Annotated in this window: 19 protein-coding genes; 8 read left to right on the forward strand and 11 right to left on the reverse strand. The window is 66.6% G+C overall.

Annotation, left to right across the window (positions count from 1 at the left end; all coding sequences use genetic code 11):
* The first annotated feature begins 4 nt into the window (after positions 1 to 4).
* The 6 genes from PIN01S_RS20415 to PIN01S_RS20440 all read left to right on the forward strand — a co-directional run bounded on the left by PIN01S_RS20415 (position 5) and on the right by PIN01S_RS20440 (position 8,411).
* Positions 5 to 802, forward strand: a complete 798-nt coding sequence (locus PIN01S_RS20415) for a gamma-carboxygeranoyl-CoA hydratase (RefSeq protein WP_084338526.1) — start codon at positions 5 to 7, stop codon at positions 800 to 802.
* 163 nt (positions 803 to 965) lie between these two features.
* Positions 966 to 2,912, forward strand: a complete 1,947-nt coding sequence (locus tag PIN01S_RS20420) for an acetyl/propionyl/methylcrotonyl-CoA carboxylase subunit alpha (RefSeq protein ID WP_084338399.1) — start codon at positions 966 to 968, stop codon at positions 2,910 to 2,912.
* Positions 2,913 to 3,179: 267 nt separating this feature from the next.
* Positions 3,180 to 4,082, forward strand: coding sequence for a hydroxymethylglutaryl-CoA lyase (locus tag PIN01S_RS20425; RefSeq protein WP_084338401.1), 903 nt, complete (start codon positions 3,180 to 3,182; stop codon positions 4,080 to 4,082).
* A 111-nt stretch (positions 4,083 to 4,193) separates the two neighbouring features.
* Complete coding sequence (locus tag PIN01S_RS20430) at positions 4,194 to 5,534, forward strand: short-chain fatty acid transporter (protein WP_084338403.1); 1,341 nt, start codon at positions 4,194 to 4,196, stop codon at positions 5,532 to 5,534.
* Between the two features lie 91 nt (positions 5,535 to 5,625).
* Positions 5,626 to 7,581, forward strand: coding sequence for an acetoacetate--CoA ligase (locus tag PIN01S_RS20435; protein ID WP_084338405.1), 1,956 nt, complete (start codon positions 5,626 to 5,628; stop codon positions 7,579 to 7,581).
* An 86-nt stretch (positions 7,582 to 7,667) separates the two neighbouring features.
* On the forward strand, positions 7,668 to 8,411 hold the full coding sequence (locus PIN01S_RS20440) for a substrate-binding periplasmic protein (protein ID WP_090257296.1): 744 nt from the start codon (positions 7,668 to 7,670) through the stop codon (positions 8,409 to 8,411).
* Between the two features lie 221 nt (positions 8,412 to 8,632).
* Here the strand turns inward: PIN01S_RS20440 and ligD are convergent, their stop codons facing one another.
* Both ligD and PIN01S_RS20450 read right to left on the reverse strand, forming a co-directional pair.
* A complete protein-coding gene (gene ligD / locus PIN01S_RS20445; RefSeq protein ID WP_084338407.1) occupies positions 8,633 to 11,212 on the reverse strand; it encodes a DNA ligase D in 2,580 nt (859 codons plus the stop codon).
* Positions 11,213 to 11,282: 70 nt separating this feature from the next.
* Complete coding sequence (locus PIN01S_RS20450) at positions 11,283 to 12,482, reverse strand: PilT/PilU family type 4a pilus ATPase (RefSeq protein ID WP_170837215.1); 1,200 nt, start codon at positions 12,480 to 12,482, stop codon at positions 11,283 to 11,285.
* A 134-nt stretch (positions 12,483 to 12,616) separates the two neighbouring features.
* Between PIN01S_RS20450 and PIN01S_RS20455 the strand changes: the two genes are divergently transcribed.
* Complete coding sequence (locus tag PIN01S_RS20455) at positions 12,617 to 12,895, forward strand: peptidylprolyl isomerase (protein ID WP_084338409.1); 279 nt, start codon at positions 12,617 to 12,619, stop codon at positions 12,893 to 12,895.
* Between the two features lie 200 nt (positions 12,896 to 13,095).
* Positions 13,096 to 15,123 carry a hybrid sensor histidine kinase/response regulator gene (locus PIN01S_RS20460; protein WP_244506013.1) on the forward strand — a complete coding sequence of 676 codons (2,028 nt, stop codon included), beginning with the start codon at positions 13,096 to 13,098 and terminating at the stop codon, positions 15,121 to 15,123.
* A 664-nt stretch (positions 15,124 to 15,787) separates the two neighbouring features.
* Here the strand turns inward: PIN01S_RS20460 and PIN01S_RS20465 are convergent.
* The 9 genes from PIN01S_RS20465 to zapE form a co-directional block, all read right to left on the reverse strand.
* On the reverse strand, positions 15,788 to 16,336 hold the full coding sequence (locus PIN01S_RS20465) for a cytochrome b (protein WP_084338411.1): 549 nt from the start codon (positions 16,334 to 16,336) through the stop codon (positions 15,788 to 15,790).
* 68 nt (positions 16,337 to 16,404) lie between these two features.
* On the reverse strand, positions 16,405 to 17,811 hold the full coding sequence (locus PIN01S_RS20470) for an ATP-binding protein (protein WP_084338413.1): 1,407 nt from the start codon (positions 17,809 to 17,811) through the stop codon (positions 16,405 to 16,407).
* Positions 17,811 to 18,470, reverse strand: a complete 660-nt coding sequence (locus PIN01S_RS20475) for a response regulator (protein WP_084338415.1) — start codon at positions 18,468 to 18,470, stop codon at positions 17,811 to 17,813. Before PIN01S_RS20475 ends, PIN01S_RS20470 begins: the two co-directional genes overlap by 1 nt.
* Positions 18,471 to 18,530: 60 nt before the next feature.
* Complete coding sequence (locus tag PIN01S_RS20480; protein ID WP_084338417.1) at positions 18,531 to 19,181, reverse strand: TRAP transporter TatT component family protein; 651 nt, start codon at positions 19,179 to 19,181, stop codon at positions 18,531 to 18,533.
* Positions 19,182 to 19,194: 13 nt separating this feature from the next.
* Positions 19,195 to 19,986 carry an SDR family oxidoreductase gene (locus PIN01S_RS20485; protein ID WP_084338419.1) on the reverse strand — a complete coding sequence of 264 codons (792 nt, stop codon included), beginning with the start codon at positions 19,984 to 19,986 and terminating at the stop codon, positions 19,195 to 19,197.
* 10 nt (positions 19,987 to 19,996) lie between these two features.
* On the reverse strand, positions 19,997 to 20,647 hold the full coding sequence (locus PIN01S_RS20490) for an iron-containing redox enzyme family protein (protein ID WP_084338421.1): 651 nt from the start codon (positions 20,645 to 20,647) through the stop codon (positions 19,997 to 19,999).
* Positions 20,644 to 22,104 carry an AMP-binding protein gene (locus PIN01S_RS20495; RefSeq protein ID WP_084338423.1) on the reverse strand — a complete coding sequence of 487 codons (1,461 nt, stop codon included), beginning with the start codon at positions 22,102 to 22,104 and terminating at the stop codon, positions 20,644 to 20,646. The genes PIN01S_RS20490 and PIN01S_RS20495 overlap by 4 nt, the downstream gene beginning before the upstream one ends.
* Positions 22,088 to 22,777 (reverse strand): thermostable hemolysin, encoded by a 690-nt coding sequence (locus PIN01S_RS20500; protein WP_084338425.1) that lies wholly within the window; start codon positions 22,775 to 22,777, stop codon positions 22,088 to 22,090. The genes PIN01S_RS20495 and PIN01S_RS20500 overlap by 17 nt, the downstream gene beginning before the upstream one ends.
* Before the next feature lie 428 nt (positions 22,778 to 23,205).
* The gene (zapE, locus tag PIN01S_RS20505; RefSeq protein WP_084338426.1) at positions 23,206 to 24,345 is read right to left on the reverse strand and encodes a cell division protein ZapE; all 1,140 of its coding nucleotides are present in this window, start codon (positions 24,343 to 24,345) and stop codon (positions 23,206 to 23,208) included.
* Positions 24,346 to 24,548: the final 203 nt, after the last annotated feature.

Genomic DNA, 24,548 nt, shown 5'->3' on the forward strand with positions numbered 1-24,548 from the left:
GGCCATGACCGACTTCACCACCGTCCAACTGGAAAAAGACCCGCGCGGTTTCGCCACCCTCTGGCTCAACCGTCCCGAGAAGAACAACGCCTTCAACGCCGAGATGATCCGCGAGCTGATCCTCGCCCTGGACGCGGTGCAGGACGACAAGTCGCTGCGCTTCCTGGTGGTGCGTGGACGTGGCAAGCACTTCTCGGCGGGCGCCGACCTGGCCTGGATGCAGCAGTCCGCCGCCCTCGACTACAACGCCAACCTCAACGATGCGCGTGAGCTGGCCGAGCTGATGTACAACCTCTACCACCTGAAAGTCCCGACGCTGGCAGTGGTCCAGGGCGCGGCTTTCGGCGGTGCCCTGGGCCTGATCGCCTGCTGCGACATGGCCATCGGCGCGGGCGATGCCCAGCTCAGCCTGTCCGAGGTGCGCATCGGCCTCGCCCCGGCGGTGATCAGCCCCTTCGTGGTCCAGGCCATCGGCGAACGCGCCGCGCGCCGCTATGCGCTGACCGCCGAACGCTTCAGCGGCGAACGCGCCCGCGAACTGGGCCTGCTCGCCGAAACCTACCCGGCCGACAGCCTGGACGAAGCCCTTGCCGGCTGGATCGACAACCTGCTGCTGAACAGCCCGCAGGCGATGCAGACCAGCAAGGAACTGTTCAAGGAAGTCGGCAGCGGCGTCCTCACCCCGGCGTTGCGCCGCTACACCGAAACCGCCATCGCCCGCATCCGCGTGAGCGCCGAAGGCCAGGAAGGGCTCCGCGCCTTCCTGGAGAAGCGTAAACCGGCCTGGCAGGAGCAAGCATGATGTCCGCCCGCATCTCCGCCCTCTCACCCCAGCCCTCTTCCCAAGGGAGAGAGGGTGTCGTTCGTGCCCGATTCTCAATTCCGAGTCTTCGCCCCATCTCGTCATCCCCTCGCCCCTCTAGGGTGAGGGGAGCGATCCGCCAGGCACCGCAGGAGCCAACGCCATGATCACCACCCTCCTCGTCGCCAACCGCGGCGAAATCGCCTGCCGAGTCATGCGTACCGCTCGGGCGCTGGGCCTGCGTACGGTCGCCGTGCACAGCGCCATCGACCGCAACGCCCGGCACGTCCAGGAAGCCGACATTGCCTATGACCTCGGCGGCGCCAAGCCGGCGGACAGCTACCTGCGTGCCGACCGGATCATCGCCGCCGCCAAGGCCTGCGGCGCCCAAGCGATCCACCCTGGCTACGGCTTCCTTTCGGAAAACGCCGGTTTCGCCCGCGCCATCGAAGAGGCCGGGCTGATCTTCCTCGGCCCGCCCGCGTCGGCCATCGACGCCATGGGCAGCAAGTCCGCCGCCAAGGCCCTGATGGAAGCGGCCGGCGTGCCCCTGGTGCCGGGCTACCACGGCGAAGCCCAGGACCTGGACACCTTCCGCCAGGCCGCCGAGCGGATCGGCTACCCGGTGCTGCTCAAGGCCGCTGCCGGTGGCGGTGGCAAGGGTATGAAGGTGGTGGAGCGCGAGACCGATCTCGCCGAAGCCCTGGCCTCGGCCCAGCGCGAAGCGCAATCCGCCTTCGGTGATGCGCGCATGCTGGTGGAAAAGTACGTACTCAAGCCGCGCCACGTGGAAATTCAGGTGTTCGCCGACCGCCACGGCAACTGCCTGTACCTCAACGAGCGCGACTGCTCGATCCAACGCCGTCACCAGAAAGTGGTGGAAGAAGCCCCCGCCCCCGGCCTGACGCCCGCGTTGCGCAAGGCCATGGGCGAAGCGGCGGTGAAGGCTGCCCAAGCCATCGGCTACGTCGGTGCCGGCACCGTGGAGTTCCTGCTCGACGAGCGCGGCGATTTCTTCTTCATGGAGATGAATACCCGCTTGCAGGTGGAGCATCCGGTCACCGAAGCCATCACCGGGCTCGACCTGGTGGCCTGGCAGATCCGCGTGGCCCGTGGCGAGCCGCTGCCGATCGGCCAGGAGCAGGTGCCGCTGAACGGCCACGCCATCGAGGTGCGGCTGTACGCGGAAGACCCGGACAACGACTTCCTGCCGGCCACCGGCACCCTCGACCTCTACCGCGAACCGGCCGCCGGGCCGGGCCGCCGCGTGGACACCGGCGTGCGCGAGGGCGATACGGTGTCGCCGTTCTACGACCCCATGCTCGGCAAGCTGATCGCCTGGGGCGAGAACCGCGAGGAAGCCCGCCAGCGCCTGCTGGCGATGCTCGACGAAACGCTGGTCGGCGGGGTGAAGACCAACCTCGCCTTCCTCCGCCGCGTGCTGGCCCACCCGGCCTTCGCCCGGGCCGAGCTGGACACCGGCTTCATCCCCCGCCACCAGGCGGACCTGCAACCGGTCGCCACGCCGCTCTCCGCCGAGTTCTGGCTGATCGCCGGGGAAGCCTTCCGCCAGAGCGAAGCCCAAGCCGCGCGCGATGACGACCCGCATTCGCCGTGGCGCCTGAACAGCGGCTGGCGCAGCGCCCTGCCCTATCAGACCGATCTGCACCTGAGCTGCGACGACGAGCGCCACGTGGTGCGCCTGCGCAGCACCAACGCCGCTTCGCCGGTGCGCCTGGAAGGCGAGCGCCTGTGTATCGAGCAGGACGGCAGCACGCACCGGGTCGCGGCGATCCGCCGTGGCGATGCCCTCCACCTGCATTGGAACGGCGAGCTGCGCAGCGTCCGACGGGTCGACCCGATCGCCGACGTCGAGGCCAGTCATCACCACCACGGCGGCTTGACCGCACCGATGAACGGCAGCATCGTCCGCGTGCTGGCGGAAACCGGGCAACGGGTCGAGGCCGGCGCCACCCTGGTGGTACTGGAAGCCATGAAGATGGAACACAGCATCCGCGCGCCCCATGCCGGTGTGGTCAAGGCGCTGTATTGCAACGAAGGCGAGCTGGTCAGCGAAGGCACCGCGCTGGTGGAGCTGGATGAGGCGTGATCACCGGGGCGATCCCTGTAGGGACGAATTCATTCGCCCGGCGAGGCTGAATTGGGCGAATGAATTCGCCCCTACAGGTGTGCTATCCGGACCTTGTAGGAGCGAGCTCTGCTCGCGAAAAGGCCTATCGGCCATCGCGAATGAATTCGCTCCCACACCAAAGGCTGAGGCTTTGTAGGGGCGAATTCATTCGCCCGCCAAGGTAACGTCGGGCAGACGACTCCGCCTACACGAATGCCCCTCCCGGCTGGAATGAGAGAGAAGACGATGGATATTCCGCAACAGGTCCGCCTGGTCGAAGTCGGTCCCCGCGATGGTTTGCAGAACGAGAAACAGCCCATCGAGGTGGCGGACAAGGTACGCCTGGTCGATGACCTCACCGAGGCCGGCCTGGGCTATATCGAGGTGGGCAGCTTCGTGTCGCCCAAATGGGTGCCGCAGATGGCGGGCAGCGCCGAGGTCTTCGCCGGCATCCGCCAGAAGCCCGGCGTCACCTACGCCGCGTTGGCGCCCAACCTGAAAGGCTTTGAAGCGGCACTGGAAAGCGGGGTGAAAGAAGTCGCAGTGTTCGCCGCCGCCTCGGAAGCCTTTTCCCAGCGCAACATCAACTGCTCCATCGCCGAAAGCCTGGAACGCTTCGTCCCGGTGATGGACGCGGCGCGCCAACACGGTATCCGTGTCCGCGGCTATGTCTCCTGCGTGCTCGGCTGCCCCTACGACGGCTTCATCGCCCCGGAACAGGTGGCCGGCGTCGCCCGCGAGCTGCATGCCATGGGTTGCTACGAAGTCTCCCTCGGCGACACCATCGGCACCGGCACCGCCGGCGACACGCGCCGGTTGTTCGAGGTGGTCGGCAAGGACATCCCCCGCGACAAGCTGGCCGGCCATTTCCACGACACCTACGGCCAGGCCCTGGCCAACATCTATGCGAGCCTGCTGGAAGGCATCGCCGTGTTCGACAGCTCGGTCGCCGGTCTCGGCGGCTGCCCCTACGCCAAGGGCGCGACGGGCAACGTCGCCAGCGAGGACGTGCTCTACCTGCTCGAGGGCCTGGGTATCCGCACCGGCATCGACATGGACAAGCTGATCGATGCCGGCCAGCGCATCTGCCAGGTGCTCGGCAAGGCCAACGGCTCGCGCGTCGCCCGAGCCCGCCTGGCACAACGCTGACAACCGAGGAACCTTCGGCGGAGCGCGGCGCTCTTACCATCGAGCGCCGCCGCTCCGCTTGCCCTCCGGGGTATCGCGACTTCACGAACAATAACGACAGAGGTTGAAGTCATGCTCACCCGTATCACCGAGCTCAGCGTCAAGCTGGTGCAACGCTACCTCCCCTCACCGTTCGTCTTCGCCCTGCTGCTGAGCTTCATCGTGCTGGTCGCCAGCATGCTCGGCACCGGGCAGAGCCTGCCGCAGATGGCCAAGCACTGGGGCACCGGCTTCTGGAACCTGCTGATGTTCGCCATGCAGATGGCGCTGATCCTGGTCACCGGCCATGCGCTGGCCCGCGCGCCCCTGGTCAACCGCCTGCTTGACCGGCTCGCCCGGATTCCCACCACACCGGGTCAGGCCATCGTCACCGTGACCCTGGTCGGACTGGCCGGCGCCTGGCTCAACTGGGGCTTCGGCCTGGTCATCGGCGCAGTGTTCGCCCGCGCCCTGGCGCGCCAGGTGAAGGGGGTCGACTATCCGCTGCTGGTGGCCTCGGCGTACTCCGGCTTCCTCATCTGGCACGGCGGGCTATCCGGCTCGATCCCGCTGTCCCTGGCCACCGGCGGGGCGGACACCGAGCGCATGAGCGGCGGCGTGGTCACCGCCGCCATCGGCGTCGGCCAGACGCTCTTCACCCCGCTCAACCTCACCCTCATCGCCCTGCTGGTGATCGGCCTGCCGCTGCTCAACCGGGCCATGCAGCCGAAGCTGCCGAAGGTGGCCGATCCGGCCCTGCTGCACGAGCCCGAGCCGCAATCGCTGCCCCGGGAAACCCCGGCCCAGCGCATCGACGACAGCCGCCTGCTCGGTCTGGCCACGGTGGCGCTGGCCGCGGTGTTCTTCATCGGCTACTTCGCCGCCAATGGCTTCGCCCTGAGCCTGAACATCGTCATCGCCCTGTTCCTGTTCGCCGGCCTGCTCCTGCACGGCACTCCGGAGCGCTACATGAACGCGGTGCAGGACAGCATCGGCGGCATCAGCGGCATCGTCATCCAGTTCCCCTTCTATGCCGGGATCATGGGCATGATGGTCGGCGCCAACGCCGAAGGCGCGTCGCTGGGCAAGCAGATCACCGATGCCTTCGTCGCCTGGTCGTCGGCCGATACCTTCCCGGTGCTCGCCTTCCTCAGCGCCGGACTGGTGAACGTCTTCGTGCCGTCCGGCGGCGGCCAGTGGGCCGTACAAGGGCCGATCATGCTGCCCGCCGGCCAGGCCCTGGGCGTGGCGCCCGAAGTGACGGCCATGGCCATTGCCTGGGGCGATGCCTGGACCAACATGATCCAGCCGTTCTGGGCCCTGCCGCTGCTCGGCATCGCCGGCCTCGGCGCGCGCGACATCATGGGCTACTGCCTGCTGATGCTGCTGTACTCGGGCATCGTCATCAGCGCGGGGTTCTATCTGTTGGCATGACCTGCCGGACATGCGAGGGCGTGCCATGCTTGAAGAGCTGGTGCATCCTCTAGCGATCACAACGAGTCGCTGGACAGTATGAGGACCTCACATGCAGACACCTCTCTGGACCCCCTCCGCCGAGCGTATCGCCGCCACCCGCCTGGAAGCCTTCCGCAACTTCGCCAACCAGCGCCATGCCCTGGCGCTGGCCGACTACCCCGCCCTGCACGCCTGGAGCATCGAAGATCGGCCCGCCTTCTGGCAGGCCATCGTCGATTTCTTCGACGTACGCTTCCACCAGCCGCCGCGCAGTGTGCTCGAAGAAGGCGAGACGATGCCCAGCGCACACTGGTTCCCCGGCGCCACCCTGAATTTCGCCGAACACCTGCTGCGCCGCCGTGACGACCACCCGGCCCTGGTGGCCATCGGCGAGGACGGCTCGCGCGAGCAGTTGAGCTACGCCGAACTGGCCGCCCATGTCGCCGGCCTGCAGCGCAGCCTGGAAGCTGCCGGTATCGGCCCCGGCGACCGGGTCGCGGCCTTTATGCCGAACACCTGGCAGACCGCGGTCGGCATGCTCGCCACCACCAGCCTCGGTGCCACCTGGTCGTCCTGCTCGCCGGACTTCGGCACCCAGGGCGTGGTCGACCGCTTCGGCCAGATCGAACCCAAGGTGCTGATCGCCGCCGCCGGCTTCCGCTACGCCGGCAACAACACCGACCTCACCGGCAAGCTCAACGAAATCCTCGAACGCCTGCCGTCGCTGCAACAGTTGATCGTCGTCCCCTACTCCAACCCGGCTGTCACCGCCGAAGTATTCCAGACCTCGGCCCGGGTCACGCTCTGGCAGGATAGCTACCGGCCCGGGGGTGAACCGCACTTCCAGCCGGTGCCGTTCGAACAGCCGCTGTACATCCTCTACTCCAGCGGCACCACCGGCGTGCCCAAGTGCATCGTCCACGGCACCGGCGGCGTGTTGCTCCAGCACCTCAAGGAACTGGGCCTGCACACCGACCTGCGCGCAGACGACTGCCTGTTCTACTACACCACCTGTGGCTGGATGATGTGGAACTGGCTGGTCTCCGGCCTGGCCCTGGGCGCCACCCTGGTGCTGTTCGATGGCTCACCGTTCCAACCCGGCCCGGAGCGGCTGATGGACCTGATCGACGCCGAAGGCATTTCCATCTTCGGCACCAGCGCCAAATTCCTCGCCGCCCTGGAGAAGGCCGGCGTGCGGCCCGGCGCCAGCCATCGCCTGGAGCGCCTGCGGACGATTCTTTCCACTGGCTCGCCGCTGTCCCACGAGAGCTTCGAATTCGTCTACCGCGAGATCAAGGCGGACCTGTGCCTGTCGTCGATCTCCGGCGGCACCGACATCGTTTCCTGCTTCGCCCTCGGCAACCCGGTGTTGCCGGTCTGGCGCGGCGAGTTGCAGTGCAAGGGGCTCGGCATGGCCGTCGAGGTCTGGAACGACGCGGGCCAGCCGGTACACGGGGAAAAAGGCGAACTGGTCTGCACCCGGCATTTCCCGTCGATGCCGGTGGGATTCTGGAACGACCCTGACGGCGCCAAATTCCACGCGGCCTACTTCGAGACCTTCCCCGGCATCTGGGCCCATGGCGACTATGCCGAAGAGACCGGGCACGGCGGCCTGGTCATCCATGGCCGCTCGGATGCCGTGCTCAACCCCGGCGGCGTGCGCATCGGCACCGCGGAAATCTACCGGCAGGTGGAAAAGGTCCCCGAGGTGCTGGAATCCATCGCCATCGGCCAGGATTGGGCCGGCGACGTGCGGGTGGTGCTGTTCGTACGGCTGCGCGACGGCGTGGCCCTCGATGAGCCCCTGCAGGAGCGCATCCGCGAGGTCATCCGCCGCAACACCACCTCGCGCCACGTGCCGGCGAAGATCGTCGCGGTGTCGGACATCCCGCGCACCATCAGCGGCAAGATCGTCGAGCTGGCGGTGCGCAACGTGGTCCATGGCCGGCCGGTGAAGAACACCGATGCGCTGGCCAACCCGGAGGCGCTGGAGCATTTCCGCAACCGTCGCGAACTGGCCGATTGAGTCAATGGACCGCCGAACGGCGGTCCTTGACTCTCGGAAACCTCATCTATACTCGGATCATTTCAGCAGTCGGCGAGTCCTCCGTCGTGAATATTCGAGCCCTTTGGCTATCTGCCCTCGTCCTGTCGTGCCTCGATGCCCCCGCCCAAGCCAGGGAACTCGAGCTTTACCTGATCGATGCACCGCCGCTGACCTTCGTCGAAGACCCGCAAGGCTATGGCCTGGTCGGCGACGTGGCCATCGCCGCCATCGAGCGGGCGGGCTACCAGGCCAAACTCAGCGTGTTGCCCTGGGCACGGGCACAGCGCTTCGTCAGCCTGGGCAGCGACCTGCTGATCATCCCGCTCTCGCGGATTCCCGAACGGGAAGACCAGTACACCTGGATCGCACCGATCCTCACCATGGATCGCGCCTTCTTCAGCCTGGAGCACAAGGTCGATAGCTACGACGAGGCGAAGCAGCGCTTCCGCAAGATCGGCGTCGGTCTCGGCAGCGCCCAGGAAGCGACGCTGCTGTCGGAGGGTTTCCCGCCGAACCAGATCTACTCCATGAAGATCGGCGAAAACCCGGCCCACATGCTCGACCTCGGCCGTATCGACGCCTGGTTCAACGGCGTGCCGGAAAGCCTCTACATCTGGAAGAACACCGGCATCCAGCGCCGCCTGCGGATGGGCAAGGCCGTCACCTCCTCCGACCTCTACGTCGCCTGCTCGAAAAAATGCGACCCGGAATTGGTTCGGCAGTTGCGCGAAGCCATGGAAGCCATCCAGGCCGACGGCACCGCCCAACGCCTGCAGGACGCCTATCAGCTTCAGTTGCCGAAGCATTGAAAAACCAGCCCACGGAACACTCCCACACTCCGCGTCTTGCAACGAGCGGACGCGGAGCGTGCTGACAGGGGTTCCCACGCAGAGCATGGGAACCATCAAAGCGGTTCCGATCGTTCCCACGCTGGAGCGTGGGAATGCAGCCCCGGACGCTCCGCGTCCATAGCAACGGCGGACGCGGACCACCTTCTGCAGCTCTGTTTCGTGTCCAGCGCCCCCAACCGCTACTTCATCCCCAACCGCCGACGCATGTCCGCCGTGATCGCCTGCCGAGTGTCGGCCATGTCCGCCCAGGGGTCGTCGTCGCCCAGTTCGTCCAGGCGCTCGAACAGGTTGCGGATGTTCCACAGGTTCGCGCCCTTGAGGTCGGCCAGCTCTTCCCGGTGGATCGGCACCGACACCGGCAACCCCTCCCGCGCCCGTACCGAGTAGGCTGCCACCGAGGTGGCGCCGCGACCATTTCGCAGGTAGTCGATGAAGATCTTCCCGACGCGGTTCTTCGGCCCGCTGATGGCGGAGAAACGATCCGGCATCAGCTTGGCCATATGCCGAGCGATGGCCTGGCTGAAATCCTTCACCGCGTCCCAGCCCAGGCGGCGGGTCAACGGCACCACCACGTGGATTCCCTTGCCGCCGCTGGTCTTGAGGAAGGAGCGCAACCCCAGCTCGTCGAGCAGGGTCAGGGTCAACTGGGTCGCCTCGATCATGCGCTTCCAGGGCAATGCCGGGTCCGGGTCGAGGTCGAGGATGAAGCGGTCCGGACGCTCCAGCTTCGGCGCGGTGGCGTTCCAGGTATGCAGCTCGATGGTGCCCATCTGCGCCGCGCCCACCAGCCCCTCGGGCGTGTCCACCAGCAGCACCGGTTGCGGGTCTTCCGGGTCCTCGGTCTGGTTGACATGGGGCAGGCTCAGCTTGCCGGCGTGCTTCTGGAAGAACAGTTCGCCGTCGATACCCTCCGGCGCCCGCACCAGCGCCACCGGGCGTCCTTGCAGGTCGGGCAGGATCCAGGGGGCGACCCGCCCGTAGTATTGCGCCAGCTCCAGCTTGGTGGCGCCGATGGTCTTGTCGATGATGCGATCCGGGTGGCTGATCTTGATCTGCCCGACACCGTCCGCGTTCGCCTTGGCCTGCCCGCTGCGTCGTTTCGGCACCGCCTTCTCCTCGACCTTCTCCGCCGGCTGCGCCCGTTCGCGGCTGATCGCCTTGGCCGGCTTGTCGGAACGCAAGCCGTGAAACACCGAATGCCGGATCACTCCGTCCCGGGTCATTTCCGCGTAGGCCACTTCGCACATCAGCTCGGGCTTCAGCCAGTGGGCGCCGCGAGCGTCCGCACCGGTAGGCGGGTTGACCACCGCCGGCCGGTCGATTTCCCGCGCCTTGAGCTGCTTGTACACCGTGCGCAGGGTGGCCTCGTTGAAGCCGGTGCCCACCTTGCCTGCGTAGCGTAGCTGGCCGCTGTCCTCGTCGTGCAGACCGAGCAGAAGCGCGCCGAAGGCATTGCGCGCGCCCTTCGGGTCGGTATAACCGACGATGATGAATTCCTGGCGGTTCTGGCACTTCACCTTGATCCAGCTGGAACTGCGACGGGACACGTAAGGGCTGCCGGCGCGCTTGCCGATCAGGCCCTCCAGGCGCATCTGGCAGGCACTCTCCAGCACCGCGTCGGGGTCCTCGGCGAAGTCCTCGGAGAAGCGCAGCAGCGGGCTCTCGTTGTCCGCCATCAGCGCCGCCAGTGCGGCACGACGCTGTTCCACCGCCACCTCGCGCAGGTCCATGCCGTTCAGGTACGGCACGTCGAACAGGTAATAGACGATGCGCTCGCTGCCGCCGAGATCGAAGGCGTTCTGCAGGGCCTGGAAGTCCGGCAGCCCTTCCTCGTTCAGCACCACCACCTCACCGTCCAGCCAAGCCGACTCCAGTCCCAGCGCGGCCAACGCCTCGGCCTGACGCGGCATTTTCGCCGTCCAGTCATGGCCGTTGCGGGTAATCAGGCGCACCTTGCCCCGTTCGATACGGGCCATGATGCGGTAGCCGTCGAACTTGATCTCGTAGCGCCAGTCGCCATCCGGGACGGACTCGACCAGGGTCGCCAGTTGCGGCGTCAGCTTCTCCGGCATGGGCGCCTCGCGCGCGTTGGCCAGCCGCTGCCCCTCCTCCTTCTGGCCGCGCCGCCGCGCCGGCGTCTTGATCGGCCGGCGTGCTTCGGTCGCCTTGGCGCCGCGCTGGCGCGGGATGATGGTGCGGTCGCTGATGACGCTGTCCGGCTGGTCTTCGACGATGTCGTATTCGCTTTCCGGGCGCGCCGCTTCGTCGTTGGACTTGATCAGGAACCACTGCTCCTTGCTGCCCTGCATGTGCGTGCGCACCAGGTTCCAGCTACCGCTGAGCTTCTCGCCCTCGAGGCTGAACTTGAGCTTGCCCTTGCGGTAGCCTTCGCGGGGATCGCCCTCCGGCGTCCAGACGCCCCGGTCCCAGACGATCACATCGCCGGCGCCGTAATGCCCCTCGGGGATATGCCCCTCGAAGTCCGCGTAGTCCAGCGGGTGATCCTCGACATGCACCGCCAGCCGCCGCACCTTGGGATCGAGGCAGGGCCCCTTGGGCACCGCCCAGCTCTTCAGGGTGCCGTCCAGTTCCAGGCGGAAGTCGTAGTGCAGGCGGGTCGCATCGTGTTTCTGGATGCAGTATTGCAGCGCATGCTCCGCCGCCGCGGCCTTGCGACGGGTTCGCCGGGCCGCGCCGGAAGGCTCTGGGGTGGCGGAGAAATCGCGCTTGCGGTTGTATTCTTCCAGCGGCTTGGCCATGGGGTCGCCTCTCGCTTGGTCTAGAAGCTTAGAGACGCGCGACCCCTGGGGGTTCTATAAGAATGACCGGTTATTGCGGACGCCCTGGCTCCTCCGGCCCGCCGTCCTCCTCGATATCCTCCAGCTTCAATTCCAGCCCCCAGGCCGGGGCTTCCGCCGGTCTGGCCGGTTCGGGAGCACTGGGCGCCGCGGGCTGGGCAGCGGCCGGGGAGTCCTTGTAGAGCTTCAGCTTGAGGCGGACGTTGTTGGCCGAGTCGGCGTTCTTGATCGCTTCCTCTTCGCTGATGGCGCCCTCGTTGGCCAGGTCGATCAGCGCCTGGTCGAAGGTCTGCATGCCCAGGTTCTTCGACTTCTCCATCACTTCCTTGATCGAGCTGAGTTCGCTGCGCTTGATCAGGTCGCGCACAGTGGGCGTGCCGAGCAGCACCTCCACGGCGGCGCGGCGCTTGCCGTCGACCGTCTTGACCAGCCGCTGGGAGACGAATGCCTTGAGGTTGTTGCCCAGGTCGTTGAGCAACTGCGGGCGGCGGTCTTCCGGGAAGAAGTTGATGATGCGGTCGAGCGCCTGGTTGGCGTTGTTGGCGTGCAGGGTGGAAATCGCCAGGTGGCCGGTGTCGGCGAACGCCAGGGCGTGCTCCATGGTCTCGCGGTCGCGGATCTCGCCGATCAGGATTACGTCCGGCGCCTGGCGTAGGGTGTTCTTCAGCGCGGCGTGGAAGCTGCGGGTGTCCACGCCGACCTCGCGCTGGTTGATGATGGATTTCTTGTGCCGGTGCACGTACTCCACCGGGTCCTCGATGGTGATGATGTGCCCGCCGCTGTTGCGGTTGCGGTAGTCGATCAGCGCCGCCAGGGAGGTCGACTTGCCGGAACCGGTGCCGCCGACGAAAAGCACCAGGCCGCGCTTCTCCATCACTACCTTGAGCAGCACTTCCGGCAGCTTGAGGTCCTCGAACCTGGGGATTTCCATCTTGATGTTGCGCGCGACGATGGACACCTCGTTGCGCTGCTTGAAGATGTTGATGCGGAAGCGGCCGATGTGCGGCAGCGAGATCGCCAGGTTCATCTCCAGCTCGCGTTCGAATTCGGCCCGTTGCTCGGCATCCATGACCGACTCGGCGATCTTCGCCACCTCCCCCGGCTTCAGCGGTTCGGCGCTGAGCGGCTTGAGCACGCCGTTGAACTTGGCACAGGGCGGCGCGCCCGTGGAGAGGTAGAGGTCGGAACCGTCCTGGCTGGCCAGGATTTTCAGCATCGATTGGATATCCATGGAGCAATCTCTTATGGCGAAGAGGCGCACTGCCGGATGAAAACCGGCAAAAATCTGGCGCCAACGAACCGGCGACTGTATGGTCTGGGGTGTTCAGGCACAATGCCTAGCCCATCACAGAATCGGACTCCCACATGCCCAAAGCCATGGCCCGCCACATCTTGGTCAAGACCGAGGCCGAAGCCGAGCAATTGAAAAAACGCCTCGCCAACGGCGAAGCCTTCGATGTCCTGGCGAAGAAACACTCGCTCTGCCCGTCCGGCAAACGCGGCGGCGATCTCGGCGAGGTCCGCCCCGGCCAGATGGTGCGGGCCATCGACCAAGTGATCTTCAAGAAGCCCCTGCGCACCGTGCACGGTCCGATCAAGAGCGCCTTCGGCTATCACCTAGTACAAGTGTTCTATCGAGAATGACAGCGGAAACCGGAAAATAGCCGGTTTCCGCCCGTCGGCCGCTGCCGTTCGGCGAATTGTGGCGAGAGCGACGGATAGGTTGCGCGGTTTGGTGGTCTGTCACTCATGCATCGTAGCGACAGTCCCCGCCCGAAGGAGTATGCAGGATGCAACCGGAGCGAATAGTCACCGGCCCCATGAACCTGATAACGGCCCCGCGGATGCCCCGCTTCCCCTTCGACGGCGGAGAGATGGGGCAGAAGGTCCGCACCTTCGATTGGAGTGCCACTCCGCTCGGCCCGATCCAGGACTGGCCGAGCGTGTTGCGCGTCACCGTGGAGTTCGTCCTCAACTCCAAATTTCCCAAGTGCCTGGTGTGGGGCTCCTCCCTCACCATGATCTACAACGATGCCTTCAAGCCGATCCTCGGCAACAAATCGGAAGCACTGGGGCGGCCGTTCAGCGAGGTCTGGAGCGAAGCCTGGGATGCCATCGGCCCGATCGCCGAACGCGCGTTTTCCGGCGAGGCGACCTATATCGAGGATTTCCCGCTCGCCATCAACCGCCACGGCCATCTGGAGCAGGCCTTCTTCACCTTCTGCTACAGCCCGGTACGGGACGAGAACGGCGTGGTCGTCGGTATGATGGATACCGTTATCGAAATGACAGGCAAGTACCTCGCCGAACGCCAGTTGCGCGAACTCGCCAACTCGCTGGAAAAGCAGGTCGCCGAACGCACCGCCGACCGCAACCGCCTCTGGCAGTTGTCCACCGACATCATGCTGGTGACCCATTTCGACAGCGTGATTACCGCCGCCAACCCGGCCTGGCAGCGCATGCTCGGCTGGAGCGAGCAGGAACTGGTCGGCCAGCGGGCGCTGAGCCTCATCCACCGCGAGGACCTGCATCGCACCATCCGCACCATCCGCCTGTTGTCCCGCGGTACGCCGATCTCCGGCCTGGACAACCGCGTCCGCCACAAGGACGGCAGTTACCGCTGGATCAGTTGGAACGCGGTGCCCGGCGATGGCCTGATCAATGCCGTGGGGAGGGATTTCACCGCTGAAAAGGAACAGGCCGAAGCCCTCCAGCAGGCCGAGGAAAACCTTCGCCACAGCCAGAAGATGGAAGCGGTCGGCCAGCTCACCGGCGGCCTGGCGCACGACTTCAACAACCTGCTGCTGAGTATCGGCGGCAGCCTGGAATTGCTGGGCGAACGGCTCCGCCAAGGGCGCACCCAGGACCTCGAGCGCTACATCGAGGCGGCCCAGGGCGCGACCCAGCGCGCGGCCTCCCTGACCCACCGCCTGCTGGCCTTTTCCCGGCGCCAGACCCTCGATCCGCGGCCGACCCGGGTCAACCACCTGATCGCCGACATGGAAGAACTGGTCCGCCATACCATGGGGCCGACCATCCGGGTGGACATCATCCGCTCCACGGATTCCTGGACCGTCCTGGTGGATCGCAATCAGTTGGAAAACTCCCTGCTCAACCTTTGCATCAACGCCCGCGATGCGATGCCGGAAGGTGGCCGGCTGGTCATCGAGACGGCCAACGTCGAGCTGGATGCCAAAACCGCGGGCGCGCTGGAACTGGCACCCGGCGAATACCTGTCGCTGAGGGTCAGCGATACCGGCATGGGCATGTCGGCGGAAGTCGCCAAACGGGCCTGCGAACCCTTCTTCACCACCAAACCCACCGGCCAGGGCACCGGGCTGGGGCTTTCCATGGTGTACGGCTTCGCCCAGCAATCCGGCGGCCAGGTGCGAATCCACTCGGAAACCGACCGGGGGACCTCCGTCATGCTCTACCTGCCGCGCCACGCGGATGAGCCGGACGCCCCCAGCGAGACGGCACAGCCCTCCGACATGCCGGTGACCAGCCAGGGCGAAACCGTGCTGGTGATCGATGACGAGGCGACCCTGCGCATGCTGGTGACCGAAGTGCTGGAAGACCTCGGCTACGCCACCCTCGAAGCCGCGGAAGGCCCGTCCGGCCTGGCGTTGCTGGAATCGGGCCGGCCCGTGGACCTGCTGATCACCGACATCGGCCTGCCCGGTGGCATGAACGGCCGCCAGGTCGCCGACGCCGCGCGCCGTGTCCGACCGGGGCTGAAAGTGCTGTTCATCACCGGCTATGCCGAGACCACCGTGGTCGGCAACGACCGCCTGGAGCCGGATATGCAGATTCTGACCAAGCCCTTCACCCTGGATGCCCTGGCCAACCGGATCAAAGGCCTGCTCGGCTGACGGGCTGTCGGGCACACGAACCCGCCCCAACATCCGAACCCGCTCTTGTAGGGGCGAATTCATTCGCCCAACGAAGCATCGCCAGGCGAATAAATTCGCCTCTACAACACTTTGCTTTTCGTAGGAACCAGCTCTGCTGGCGAGGCTTTTGTGTCACCTGTTCGCTCGTTCTTACAAAGGGCTGCATCCGAACCTCAGCGTGGGAGCGAATTCATTCGCAATGCTGTTTGCATCCCAATCCAGCACACTGCCGACGGATTCGCGTCACCCCCGCCCCCTCACCCCAGCCCTCTCCCCAAAGGGGCGAGGGAGCAGTCCGTGCCGGCCCAACAGCACGTGTGGCGAATAAATTCGCCCCAACACCGTCTGCTTTCGTAGGAACCAGCTCTGCTGGCGAGGCTTTTGTGTCACCTGTTCGCTCGTTCTTACAAAGAGCTGCATCCGAACCTCAGCGTGGGAGCGAATTCATTCGCGAATGCTGTTTGCATCCCAATTCAGCACTGCCGACGGGTTCGCGTCATCCTTACCCCAGCCCTCTCCCCAAAGGGGCGAGGGAGCAGTCCGTGCCGGCCCAACAGCACGTGTGGCGAATAAATTCGCCTCTACACCGTCCGCTTTTCGTAGGAGCCAGCTCTGCTGGCGAAGCCCCACGAACGCTGGAGATTCAGCGCCCACCACCCAGCGGCAACATGCGCAGCAGCACCCCGTCGCGCTTCACGTAATGGTGGAACAGCGCCGCCGCCGCGTGCAGGCCGATCAGCCAGTAGCCGGCCTGGCCGAGCGCTTCGTGCAATTCCTTCAGCTCACCCGCGAGCCCCTTGTCCGGGGCCACCAGGGCCGGCAATTCCAGGCCGAAGAACGGAATCGGCTTGCCGGCCGCGCTGAGGATCAGCCAACCCACGAAGGGCAGGCCGATCATCAGCCCATACAACGCCAGGTGCATGGCCTTCGCCAGCCAATCCTGCCAGGCCGGGGTGGCGGGTTCGTCACGCAGCGAGGGACCCAGAATGCGCGCCAGCAGACGCAGCCAGACCAGGGCGAACACCGCCAGGCCCAGCATGAAGTGCCATTGCTTGAGCAACTCGCGAGTCTCACTGCCCTTGGGAAAGTTGCCTTTCAGCTCGATGCAGGCATACACACCGGCGATCAGCAGCAGCATCAGCCAGTGCAGGCCGATGGAAAGGCGGCTGTAGCGTTGAGAAAGATAGGTCATGGGGAGACGCTCCTTGTATGAGGAAGTGATGCGATCCTAAGGCTGGACACTTAAGGAAACCTTAGCCCTCACACCTCGCGCGGAAAACGCACCCGGACTTCCAGTCCGCCCAGCGGCGATTCGAGCAGTTCGACATCCGCCCGGTGCAGTTCCGCCACCCGCGCGACGATGGACAAGCCCAGCCCGGCGCCCTGCCCTTCGCCCTCGCGGAAGAAGCGCTCGAACACCTTGGCACGCATGTCCAGCGGCACGCCGGGGCCGCTGTCCAAGACGCGCAGCAACACGGCATCCTCGGCGCTTTCCAGGCACACCTGGATCTGCCCACCGGCCGGGGTGTATTGCAGGGCGTTGCCGACCAGGTTCTGCAACAGGGTCTCCAGGCTGGCCGCATCGCCCGTCAGGCGGTAATCGCCGCCGTCTGCCGCTTCCAGGGTCAGTTCCTGGCGGCGACTCAGCGCCAAGGGCGTCAGCTCCGCCAGGGCACCACGGGCCAGCGCACACAGGTCGAGACGGGTCATGGCCAGTTGCACCGCATTCGGCTCCAGCCGGGCCAGGGTCAGCATCTGCGCCACCACGCGGGTGGTCCGGTCCACGCCGGCGATGAGCTGCGCCAATGCACCGGCACGATCATGCTCATCGACCGCCTCCATCGCGTTCTGCGCATGGATGCGCAGCACCGCCAGGGGCGTGCGCAGCTCGTGGGCGGCATCGGCGATGAAGCGCTTCTCCCGCTCGATCAGTTGGGTGACCTGCAGCAACAGGCGATTCAACGACGCCACCACCGGCTCCAGCTCCCTCGGCAAGGGTTGCAGGATCAGCGGAGACAGATCGTCCGGGCCGCGGGTCTTGAGCGATTGGGTCATGCGCACCAGCGGGCGCAGCCCCCAGCCCACCGCCAGCCAGACCAGCAGGGCCAGCACCGGCAGCCCCACCAGATCGGGCAACAGGCTGCGCGCGGCGATCTTGCCCACCAGTTCGCCACGCACGCTGTCGCGCTCGCCGACCAGCAGCCAGGCGCGATCCTCCCGGTCGTGCAGGAGGAACAGTCGCCAGCCGTGCCCGGCCATGCGCAGGTCGTGGTAACCCTCCAGGGCGGTGCTCGGGGCGGCCGCCCCGACGCTGCTCAGCAAAACCTGCAAGGCATCCGCCGGGATACTCGCCGAATGCAGCAGCGGGCGGCCCTGCTCGTCGGCAACCTGGAAACCGAGCTTGCCCTCGTAGCGGTGACCCGCCTTGCGCTCCTGGCCGCCCATCAGCGCGGCATCCAGGGCAGCCTGCAGTTCGCTGCGGTTGGCGTCGCTCATGTCGCGTCCGACCAACCCCTGCAGCAGACGCGCGCTCTGCGCCAACTGGGCGTCGAACAGTTCCTCGATCTCGTGGTGGGCGTCGCGGTAGCTCTTCCAGGAGATCAACCCCAGCGACATGCCGAGCAGACCGAGCACCAGCAGCAGGGTACGGGCACGGATCGAACGCATCAGAGCTTGTCCACCAGATAGCCGACGCCCCGGACGGTGCGGATCAGCTCGGGGAAGAACTTGCGCCGCAGGTGGTGCACGTGCACCTCCAGGGCGTTGCTCTCCACCTCCTCGTCCCAGCCGTAGAGCACCTGCTGCAACTTGTCGCGGGTCAGCACCCGGCCCGGATGGGCGAGCAGTTCGTGGAGCAGCATGAATTCCTTCCGCGAGAGGTTCACCGCCTCGCCCCGGTAGGTGACCTGCTGGTCCACCGGGTCGAGGCGGATGTCCTGGTACTCCAGCGCCGGCTGCGGGCGGTTGAGGCTGCGCCGGACCAGCGCCCGCAAACGAGCCTTGAGTTCGGCGACATCGAACGGCTTGACCAGGTAATCGTCCGCCCCGGCATCGAGCCCGGCGACCCGGTCGCCGGTGGCGTCGCGGGCGGTGAGCACCAGCACCGGCACCGGGTTGGCCGCCGCGCGCAGGCGCCGCAGCACTTCCAGGCCATCCAGGCGCGGCAGGCCGAGGTCGAGGACGGCCACGTCGAAGTCCTCGTGGCTCAGCGCATGCAGCGCGCTGGCGCCGTCCTGCAACCAGTCGACGGTGTAGCCCTCCGGCTTGAGCGCCGTGCGGATGCCCTCGCCCAGCGCCCCGTCATCTTCAACCAGCAACAATCGCATGGAGACATCCCGTATCGCCCGGCCCCGCCGGATGGCGCCATTCAACCGCAGTGCGTGCCATCATTCCAGCTTCTTGCGGACCTCAGCCAGCAGCGCGCGCGCCTCTTCGCGGCGGCCCTTGTCGGCCAGCTCGCGGCCGGGGCGGTCCGGTGCCTGCAACGCCGTTTCCAGGGCGGCACGGGCTTCCGCATAGCGCTTCTGGCGCAACAGGTAGTCGCCGTAGAAATAGTTCGGGTCGATGCCCTTGGGGTTGAGCGCCAGCGCCTGCTTCAGCATCGCCTCGGCCTTCTCGTCGTCGCCGAAGCCGATCGGCCAGCCGGGCACCTGGTAGTAGAGGCTGCCCAGGCTGGTATAGGCGGAGCCGTCGAGGGCCTTGGGGTCCATTGCCAGGGCCTGCTCCAGGCTGGCACGGGCCTGCTTGACCAGGTCCAGCGCGCCGAGCCCGCCCTTGGCGCCGGCCCAGGTGCTGAGGATGATGCCGCGCCAGATCAGCAGCTCGGCCGCCTTCGGCTCGCTGGCGAGCGCCTGGTCGGCCTCCTTGGCGAGCCCGGCGAACGCCGCTTCGCGCTGTTTTTCCGGCAACTCGTAGCGGATTTCCGCCCAGCGCGTTTGCAATTGACCCAGGGCCTGCTGGCCGCTGTCGCTGAGGGCGAACGCCGGCAGGCTGAGCAGGCCGCCCAGGGCCAGGCAAAGGGAAATCAGGATTCTCATGGGGTTCTCCAGATCAGGAACGATGACGGGCAAAGCGTTGGATGACCGGCAGTTGCTTGCGCAGCGCCTGGTCCACCACACGCGGCAACAGGCTGTTGAGGCGCACGAAGAGTTTTTCCGGCCAGCCGAGGTAGCTCTCCTCGCGCTCGCGGAGGATCGCCTCGACGATCCGCGCGGCCACTGCCTGTGGCGCGTCCATGCTCACGTTCAGCTCGTCGTTCATGGCCACCACGTGGTCGCCGTTCATGGCCGTGCGAGTGGCGCGCGGGGCGATGTAGAGCACCTTCACGCAGGTGTCCGCCAGCTCGCGACGCAGGGCCTCGGAGAAGCCGCGCACGGCGAACTTGCTGGCGCAATAGGCGGTGAAACCGGCGTAGCCGATGGAGCCGAAGGTGGAACCGACATTCACCACCAGCGCGCGCGGCGCATGGCGCATCAGCGGCAGCAGGCGATGGGTGAGTTGCAGCGGTGCGGTGAGGTTGACCTCGACCAGCGCGGCGATGGCGTCCTCGTCCTGGGATTCCAGCAGGCAGAACTGGTTGACCCCGGCCGCGTTGATCAAGCAATTGACCCCGCCGAAACGCCGTGCGGCACCCAGCACCGCATCGCGCCCGACGCTCTGGCGCAGGTCGGCCTGGACCACCTCGACCTGCCCGGGATAGCGCTGCGCCAGGGCCCGCAGGGTATCGCCCTGGCGCCCCACCAGCAGCACCTTGGCACCGCCGGCGCAAAGCCGTTCGACCAGTGCCTGGCCGATTCCACCACTGGCGCCGGTGAGCACGGCGCGGCATTCGGAGAGTTTCATGGTCGGGTCCTCAGGACAGCGGCAAGCTGCGGAACATATCGCCGTATAGGCGGTACACCACCCGCGCGGTGTGCACCACGGCGGCCTGGTCGCGCGGATCGTCGAGGCGGTTCATCAGGCCCTTGAACAACTCGATGTGTTCCAGATCCAGGCTGCCGTGGGAAGTCAGGTAGCTGAACGCCTGGGCCGGCAGGCCGAGCTGGCCCTGGATGATGCCGGCGGCCTGGGTGGCGAGCATGACGCTGGTGCCCTCCAGCACGTTGACCATGCCGAAGAAACCCACCGGATTGTCCCGGGCGATGCGGTCGTAGACGTAGGCGACCATCAGCTCCGTAGGCAGGCCCGGCGTGCCATTGCGCACCGCCTCGGCGTCGCCGTCACAGGCACGGATATCGTTGAGAATCCATTCGTGGTGGCCGTATTCCTCCTCGATGTATTCGGCGATTGCCTCGCGCAGCCACTCCAGCCGCTCCGGCAGGCGCGCACCGCAGGCCATCAGCAGCGGCACCGTGTGCTTGACGTGGTGGTAGGCCTCGATGAGGAACGCCTTGTAGCTGGCCAGGCTGACCTGGCCGGCCATGGTCTGCTGGATGATCGGTGCGCCGAGCAGGTAGTCGCGCTCGGCGGCGGTCTGTTGTTGCAAAGCCTCGTAGAAACTCATGGTCTGTCCTCGGGGGAAAGGGCCGCGAAGGCCGACTGGTAGTGATGGAGCAAGGCGGCGCGGCGCAACCGGCCGTTGGCGGTGGCCAGGCCGTTGGCCTCGTTGAAGGGGTGTTCGGCCCGCAGCCAGCGATGGACACGGGCGTAGTCGGGCAGCGAGCGGTTGGCCGCCTGCACCGCCTCGGCCAGCTCGGCATCGCTGCAAGAGGGGAAACGCGGCACCAGCACGGCGATGTTTTCCGCCAGCGCCTCGCCATGCAGCCAGGCCTGGGCGATGGGCAGTTGCTGGACCAGCTCGGCCTCCACCCATTCCGGATTGACGTTGCGGCCGTAGGCGGTGATGAACTGGTGCTTGCGGCGGCCGTGCAGAACGAGAAAACCGTCGTCGAAATGCCCAAGGTCGCCGGTGGCCAGCCATTCGTCCTGCGGCGCCGGCTCACCGAGGTAACCGAGCATCCGGGCGCCGTGCACCAGCACTTCGCCCTCCTCGCTCAAACGTACCTGCAGATGAGCCAGCGGCTTGCCGACCGTGCCGATGCGCCGTGCTTCCGGGGTGTTCAGGCAGACCACCGAGGCGCACTCGGACAACCCGTAGCCTTCGAACACCGGCAGGCCGAGCGCATCGGCGCGTTGCAGCAACTGCTCCGCCACTCGCCCGCCGCCCACCGCGACGAAGCGCAGCGAATCGGGCAGCGGCATCCCGCGTTCGGCGGCGGTCACCAGGGCCAACAACAGTTGCGGCAGGAGAATCAGGCTGTGCGGCCGACTCTGCGCCAGCATGGTGAGAAAGCGCGGCAGGTCGAGACCGCTGCCGCCCTTGATTCCCACATCGGTCAGCGACGGCAGGTCGATCTCAGCACCGGCCAGCAGCGGCGCGTAGATTCCGGCGATGTTCTCCAGCAGCACCGCCAGCGGCAGGATGCACAGGTGCCGTTCCACCTCGCGGGAACGACTGGCCTGCCAGAGGCTTTCCGCCACCCGCAGTTGCACCTCGGCATCCAGGCAGACGCCCTTCGGCTGGCCGGTGGTGCCGGAGGTATAGGTGATTTTCAGACTACCGGTTGGCAACGCCGCGACCTCCCCCGGATCGCGCTGCCACAGGCCCGGCTGGCGCTCCTCGAAGCCGAGGGCGCGAGTCGTTTCGTCGGCGGCGCCGATCAGGGTGTCGATGCCGGCGCTGTCCAGCACATGGCGCCGCTGTCCCGGCGAAAAGAACCCCGGCAGCGGCACGCAGACCTTGCCGGCACGCAGCAGCGCTAAGTCCCACAGCACCCACTCGGGGCCGTTATCCAACGCCAATGCGACACGCCGGGCACCGAGCGCCTCCAGTTGCCCGGCACGCTCTTCGGCCTCCCGGCGTAGCGCGGCATAACTCAGCGACAGCGCGCCCTGGCGCAGAGCAGTCCGCTCGCCGTGCGCCACCAGCGCGGCCCACAGCCGGTCAATGGCAGGCTGCATGGGGCAAGGCTCCTTCGTTGCAGAGGGCTTGATAGCCCAGCCGCGGGTAGACGCCCATCTGCACCAAGCGCTGGTGACCGCCCAGGATTTCCCCGGCCATGACCTGCGGGTTATTGGCGTAGTAACTGCCCCAGTCGGCCTGCTCGTCGCCCAGGCAGGCCGGATCGGCCGCGCCCAGGGACAACGGCGAAAGCTCCAAGCGCTGGAAGCTGTTCAGCAACGCGGGCGTGCCGGTGAACGTGACCCAGCGGAAGCCGCAGGCCACCAGCAGGTCGGTCAGCGCCACGATCAGCAGCCGCGCCGAACCGGCGCCCAGCGCCGCCAGGTTGCCCACCTCGACGATGTCGCGGCGCGCAATCGGTTGGCCGCCGTACCCGGCGATCACCTGCTCGATCGGCCGGTCCAGATAGCGCTCGAGAAACAACGGCGCCTCGCCGGCGGAACGCAGCCCCACCGCGCCCTGTATGCGCCCGTCCGCCCCTTCCAGCCCCAGCAGGCACGGCATGAAATGGCGGATGCGCGCCGCGTAATGCGCCGCGAAACGCTCGCGGATGAACGCCTCCAGCAACGCCCGTCGCGCCCCGTCGCAAGGCCGGGCACAGCGAAGGCTCAGCGCCGGCTCGCGGCCGATCCGGGCGAGCAAGCCGTCGGCATGAATCCCAGGCAGTTCCATGACCGGAACCTCTCATGATTAACCTGGGACGGATTGTTGGCAGACAGGCTTAAGGGAGTCTTAAGCCTCGGGAAAGAGGCAGGTGCGGACTTGTAGGGGCGAATTTATTCGCCCGCTTTACACCGCGCCGGACAAAAGCTTCGCCAACAGAGCTGGCTCCACGAAAAACAGGTCTGAGTGGCACGCAACCTGTGGGAGCGGATTTATCCGCGAATGCGGCCTTTCGGTCCATCGCGAATGAATTCACTCCCACCCCGAGGTCCGGACACCTCCATGTGTAGGAGCGAGCTCTGCTCGCGAAACGGACCTGCGCAAAAGCCTAGCTGTAGGGGCGAATTCATTCGCCCAGCCTACCCTCGCCGGGCGAATGAATTCGCCCCTACACAACGAAGAAAAGCTGCACAAAAGCCTCGCCAGCAAGCGGGCGCCTACAGGACCGAGCTGGCCGCCGCCCCGAACCGCGCCAACTGCATCTCGCGCAGGCGACTCAGGGTCCGGCGGAACGGAAACGCCAGATAGCCCTCGGTATACAACGCCTCCAGCGGCACCTGCGCCTCCAGATAAAGCGGCACGCCCCGGTCATAGCACTCATCCACCAGGGCGATGAAGCGACGCACACCGTTGTCATGGGCGGACAGCCTCGGAAGCCGTCGATCCCCCGCCGTCACCCGCTCCACCCCGTCCTCGGTGCCGCGGGCGATGTAGGCCTCGCGCTGGGAACCGCCCAGGCTGGGCACCTCGCCCAGCAGAATGGCCGGGAAGCGGTCGCACAGCTCGATGAAATCCGAAACCGCGCGCGGCCCCTCGCAAAGATCGGCATAACGGCACCAGACCGCCGTATCGCAGGCATTCACCACCGGCAGGCTGCGTCGGCCGATCAGCAGCGCCTCGTCGCTGCCTGCCCGCCCGTCCGCCAGCCGCGCGAACACCTCGGCCAGAGCGCTGGGCTCGCCGGGCTGCGCCACCCAGTAGCGTTGCTGCGCCTGCCCCGGATGGAGGCGGTGATCCTGGCCGCCATCGACATCCACCACCTGCATATGCCGCTGGATCGCCGCGATGGCCGGCAGGAAGCGGTCACGGTTGAAGCCATCGGCATAAAGCTGTTCCGGCGGCTGGTTGGACGTGGCCACCAGCACCACGCCCTGCTCGAACATCGCCTGCATCAGCCGGCCAAGGATCATGGCATCGCCGATATCGCTGACGAACAGCTCGTCGAAACACAACACCCGCACCTCCCGCCCCAGCTCGCCGGCCAGGGCCAGCAGCGGATCGGCCGTGCCGGTCAACTGGAACAGGCGCTGATGCACCCAACGCATGAAGTGATGAAAGTGCAGCCGCCGCGCCGGCACTCGCAGGCTCTGGTGAAAGCGATCCATCAGCCAGGTCTTGCCGCGCCCCACCGGCCCCCAGAGATACACCCCACCCATCGCCCCGGCCCGCTCGGCATGCAGCGCCCAATGGCAACGCTCCAGCACCTCCGCCGCCTGCCGCTGGGCGGCGTCCGGCAGAAAGCCTGACTGGGCAATGGCCTGCTCGTAGGCAGCCAGCGGGGACAGAGGAACGGACATAACGAAAGCCGACAGAGAAACCAGCCGGCGACGCTACGGACCCGACGGGCCGTTGTCCAGCCACCGCGCGCAAAAGCGCCGGTGCCGAGCGCAGTACCGGTGCGGGTGATAAGCGACAGCGCATACCGAGAAAACCACAGCCCCGGATTGCGCCAAGGCTTATTGGGCTACACGTATGAAGGCAGGACTCAAGGCCAACCTCG

This window comes from Pseudomonas indica NBRC 103045 (assembly GCF_002091635.1).
Classification (GTDB): Bacteria; Pseudomonadota; Gammaproteobacteria; order Pseudomonadales; family Pseudomonadaceae; genus Pseudomonas_M; species Pseudomonas_M indica.

Coding starts and splice junctions, on each gene's coding strand:
- PIN01S_RS20480 (WP_084338417.1), bottom strand. CDS start 19,181: ATGAGAATCCTGATTTCCCTTTGCCTGGCCCTGGGCGGCCTGCTCAGC.
- PIN01S_RS20490 (WP_084338421.1), bottom strand. CDS start 20,647: ATGAGTTTCTACGAGGCTTTGCAACAACAGACCGCCGCCGAGCGCGAC.
- zapE (WP_084338426.1), bottom strand. CDS start 24,345: ATGTCCGTTCCTCTGTCCCCGCTGGCTGCCTACGAGCAGGCCATTGCC.
- PIN01S_RS20465 (WP_084338411.1), bottom strand. CDS start 16,336: ATGACCTATCTTTCTCAACGCTACAGCCGCCTTTCCATCGGCCTGCAC.
- PIN01S_RS20485 (WP_084338419.1), bottom strand. CDS start 19,986: ATGAAACTCTCCGAATGCCGCGCCGTGCTCACCGGCGCCAGTGGTGGA.
- PIN01S_RS20455 (WP_084338409.1), top strand. CDS start 12,617: ATGCCCAAAGCCATGGCCCGCCACATCTTGGTCAAGACCGAGGCCGAA.
- PIN01S_RS20450 (WP_170837215.1), bottom strand. CDS start 12,482: ATGGATATCCAATCGATGCTGAAAATCCTGGCCAGCCAGGACGGTTCC.
- PIN01S_RS20475 (WP_084338415.1), bottom strand. CDS start 18,470: ATGCGATTGTTGCTGGTTGAAGATGACGGGGCGCTGGGCGAGGGCATC.
- PIN01S_RS20420 (WP_084338399.1), top strand. CDS start 966: ATGATCACCACCCTCCTCGTCGCCAACCGCGGCGAAATCGCCTGCCGA.
- PIN01S_RS20430 (WP_084338403.1), top strand. CDS start 4,194: ATGCTCACCCGTATCACCGAGCTCAGCGTCAAGCTGGTGCAACGCTAC.
- PIN01S_RS20425 (WP_084338401.1), top strand. CDS start 3,180: ATGGATATTCCGCAACAGGTCCGCCTGGTCGAAGTCGGTCCCCGCGAT.
- PIN01S_RS20495 (WP_084338423.1), bottom strand. CDS start 22,104: ATGCAGCCTGCCATTGACCGGCTGTGGGCCGCGCTGGTGGCGCACGGC.
- PIN01S_RS20435 (WP_084338405.1), top strand. CDS start 5,626: ATGCAGACACCTCTCTGGACCCCCTCCGCCGAGCGTATCGCCGCCACC.
- PIN01S_RS20415 (WP_084338526.1), top strand. CDS start 5: ATGACCGACTTCACCACCGTCCAACTGGAAAAAGACCCGCGCGGTTTC.
- PIN01S_RS20500 (WP_084338425.1), bottom strand. CDS start 22,777: ATGGAACTGCCTGGGATTCATGCCGACGGCTTGCTCGCCCGGATCGGC.
- PIN01S_RS20460 (WP_244506013.1), top strand. CDS start 13,096: ATGCCCCGCTTCCCCTTCGACGGCGGAGAGATGGGGCAGAAGGTCCGC.
- PIN01S_RS20470 (WP_084338413.1), bottom strand. CDS start 17,811: ATGCGTTCGATCCGTGCCCGTACCCTGCTGCTGGTGCTCGGTCTGCTC.
- ligD (WP_084338407.1), bottom strand. CDS start 11,212: ATGGCCAAGCCGCTGGAAGAATACAACCGCAAGCGCGATTTCTCCGCC.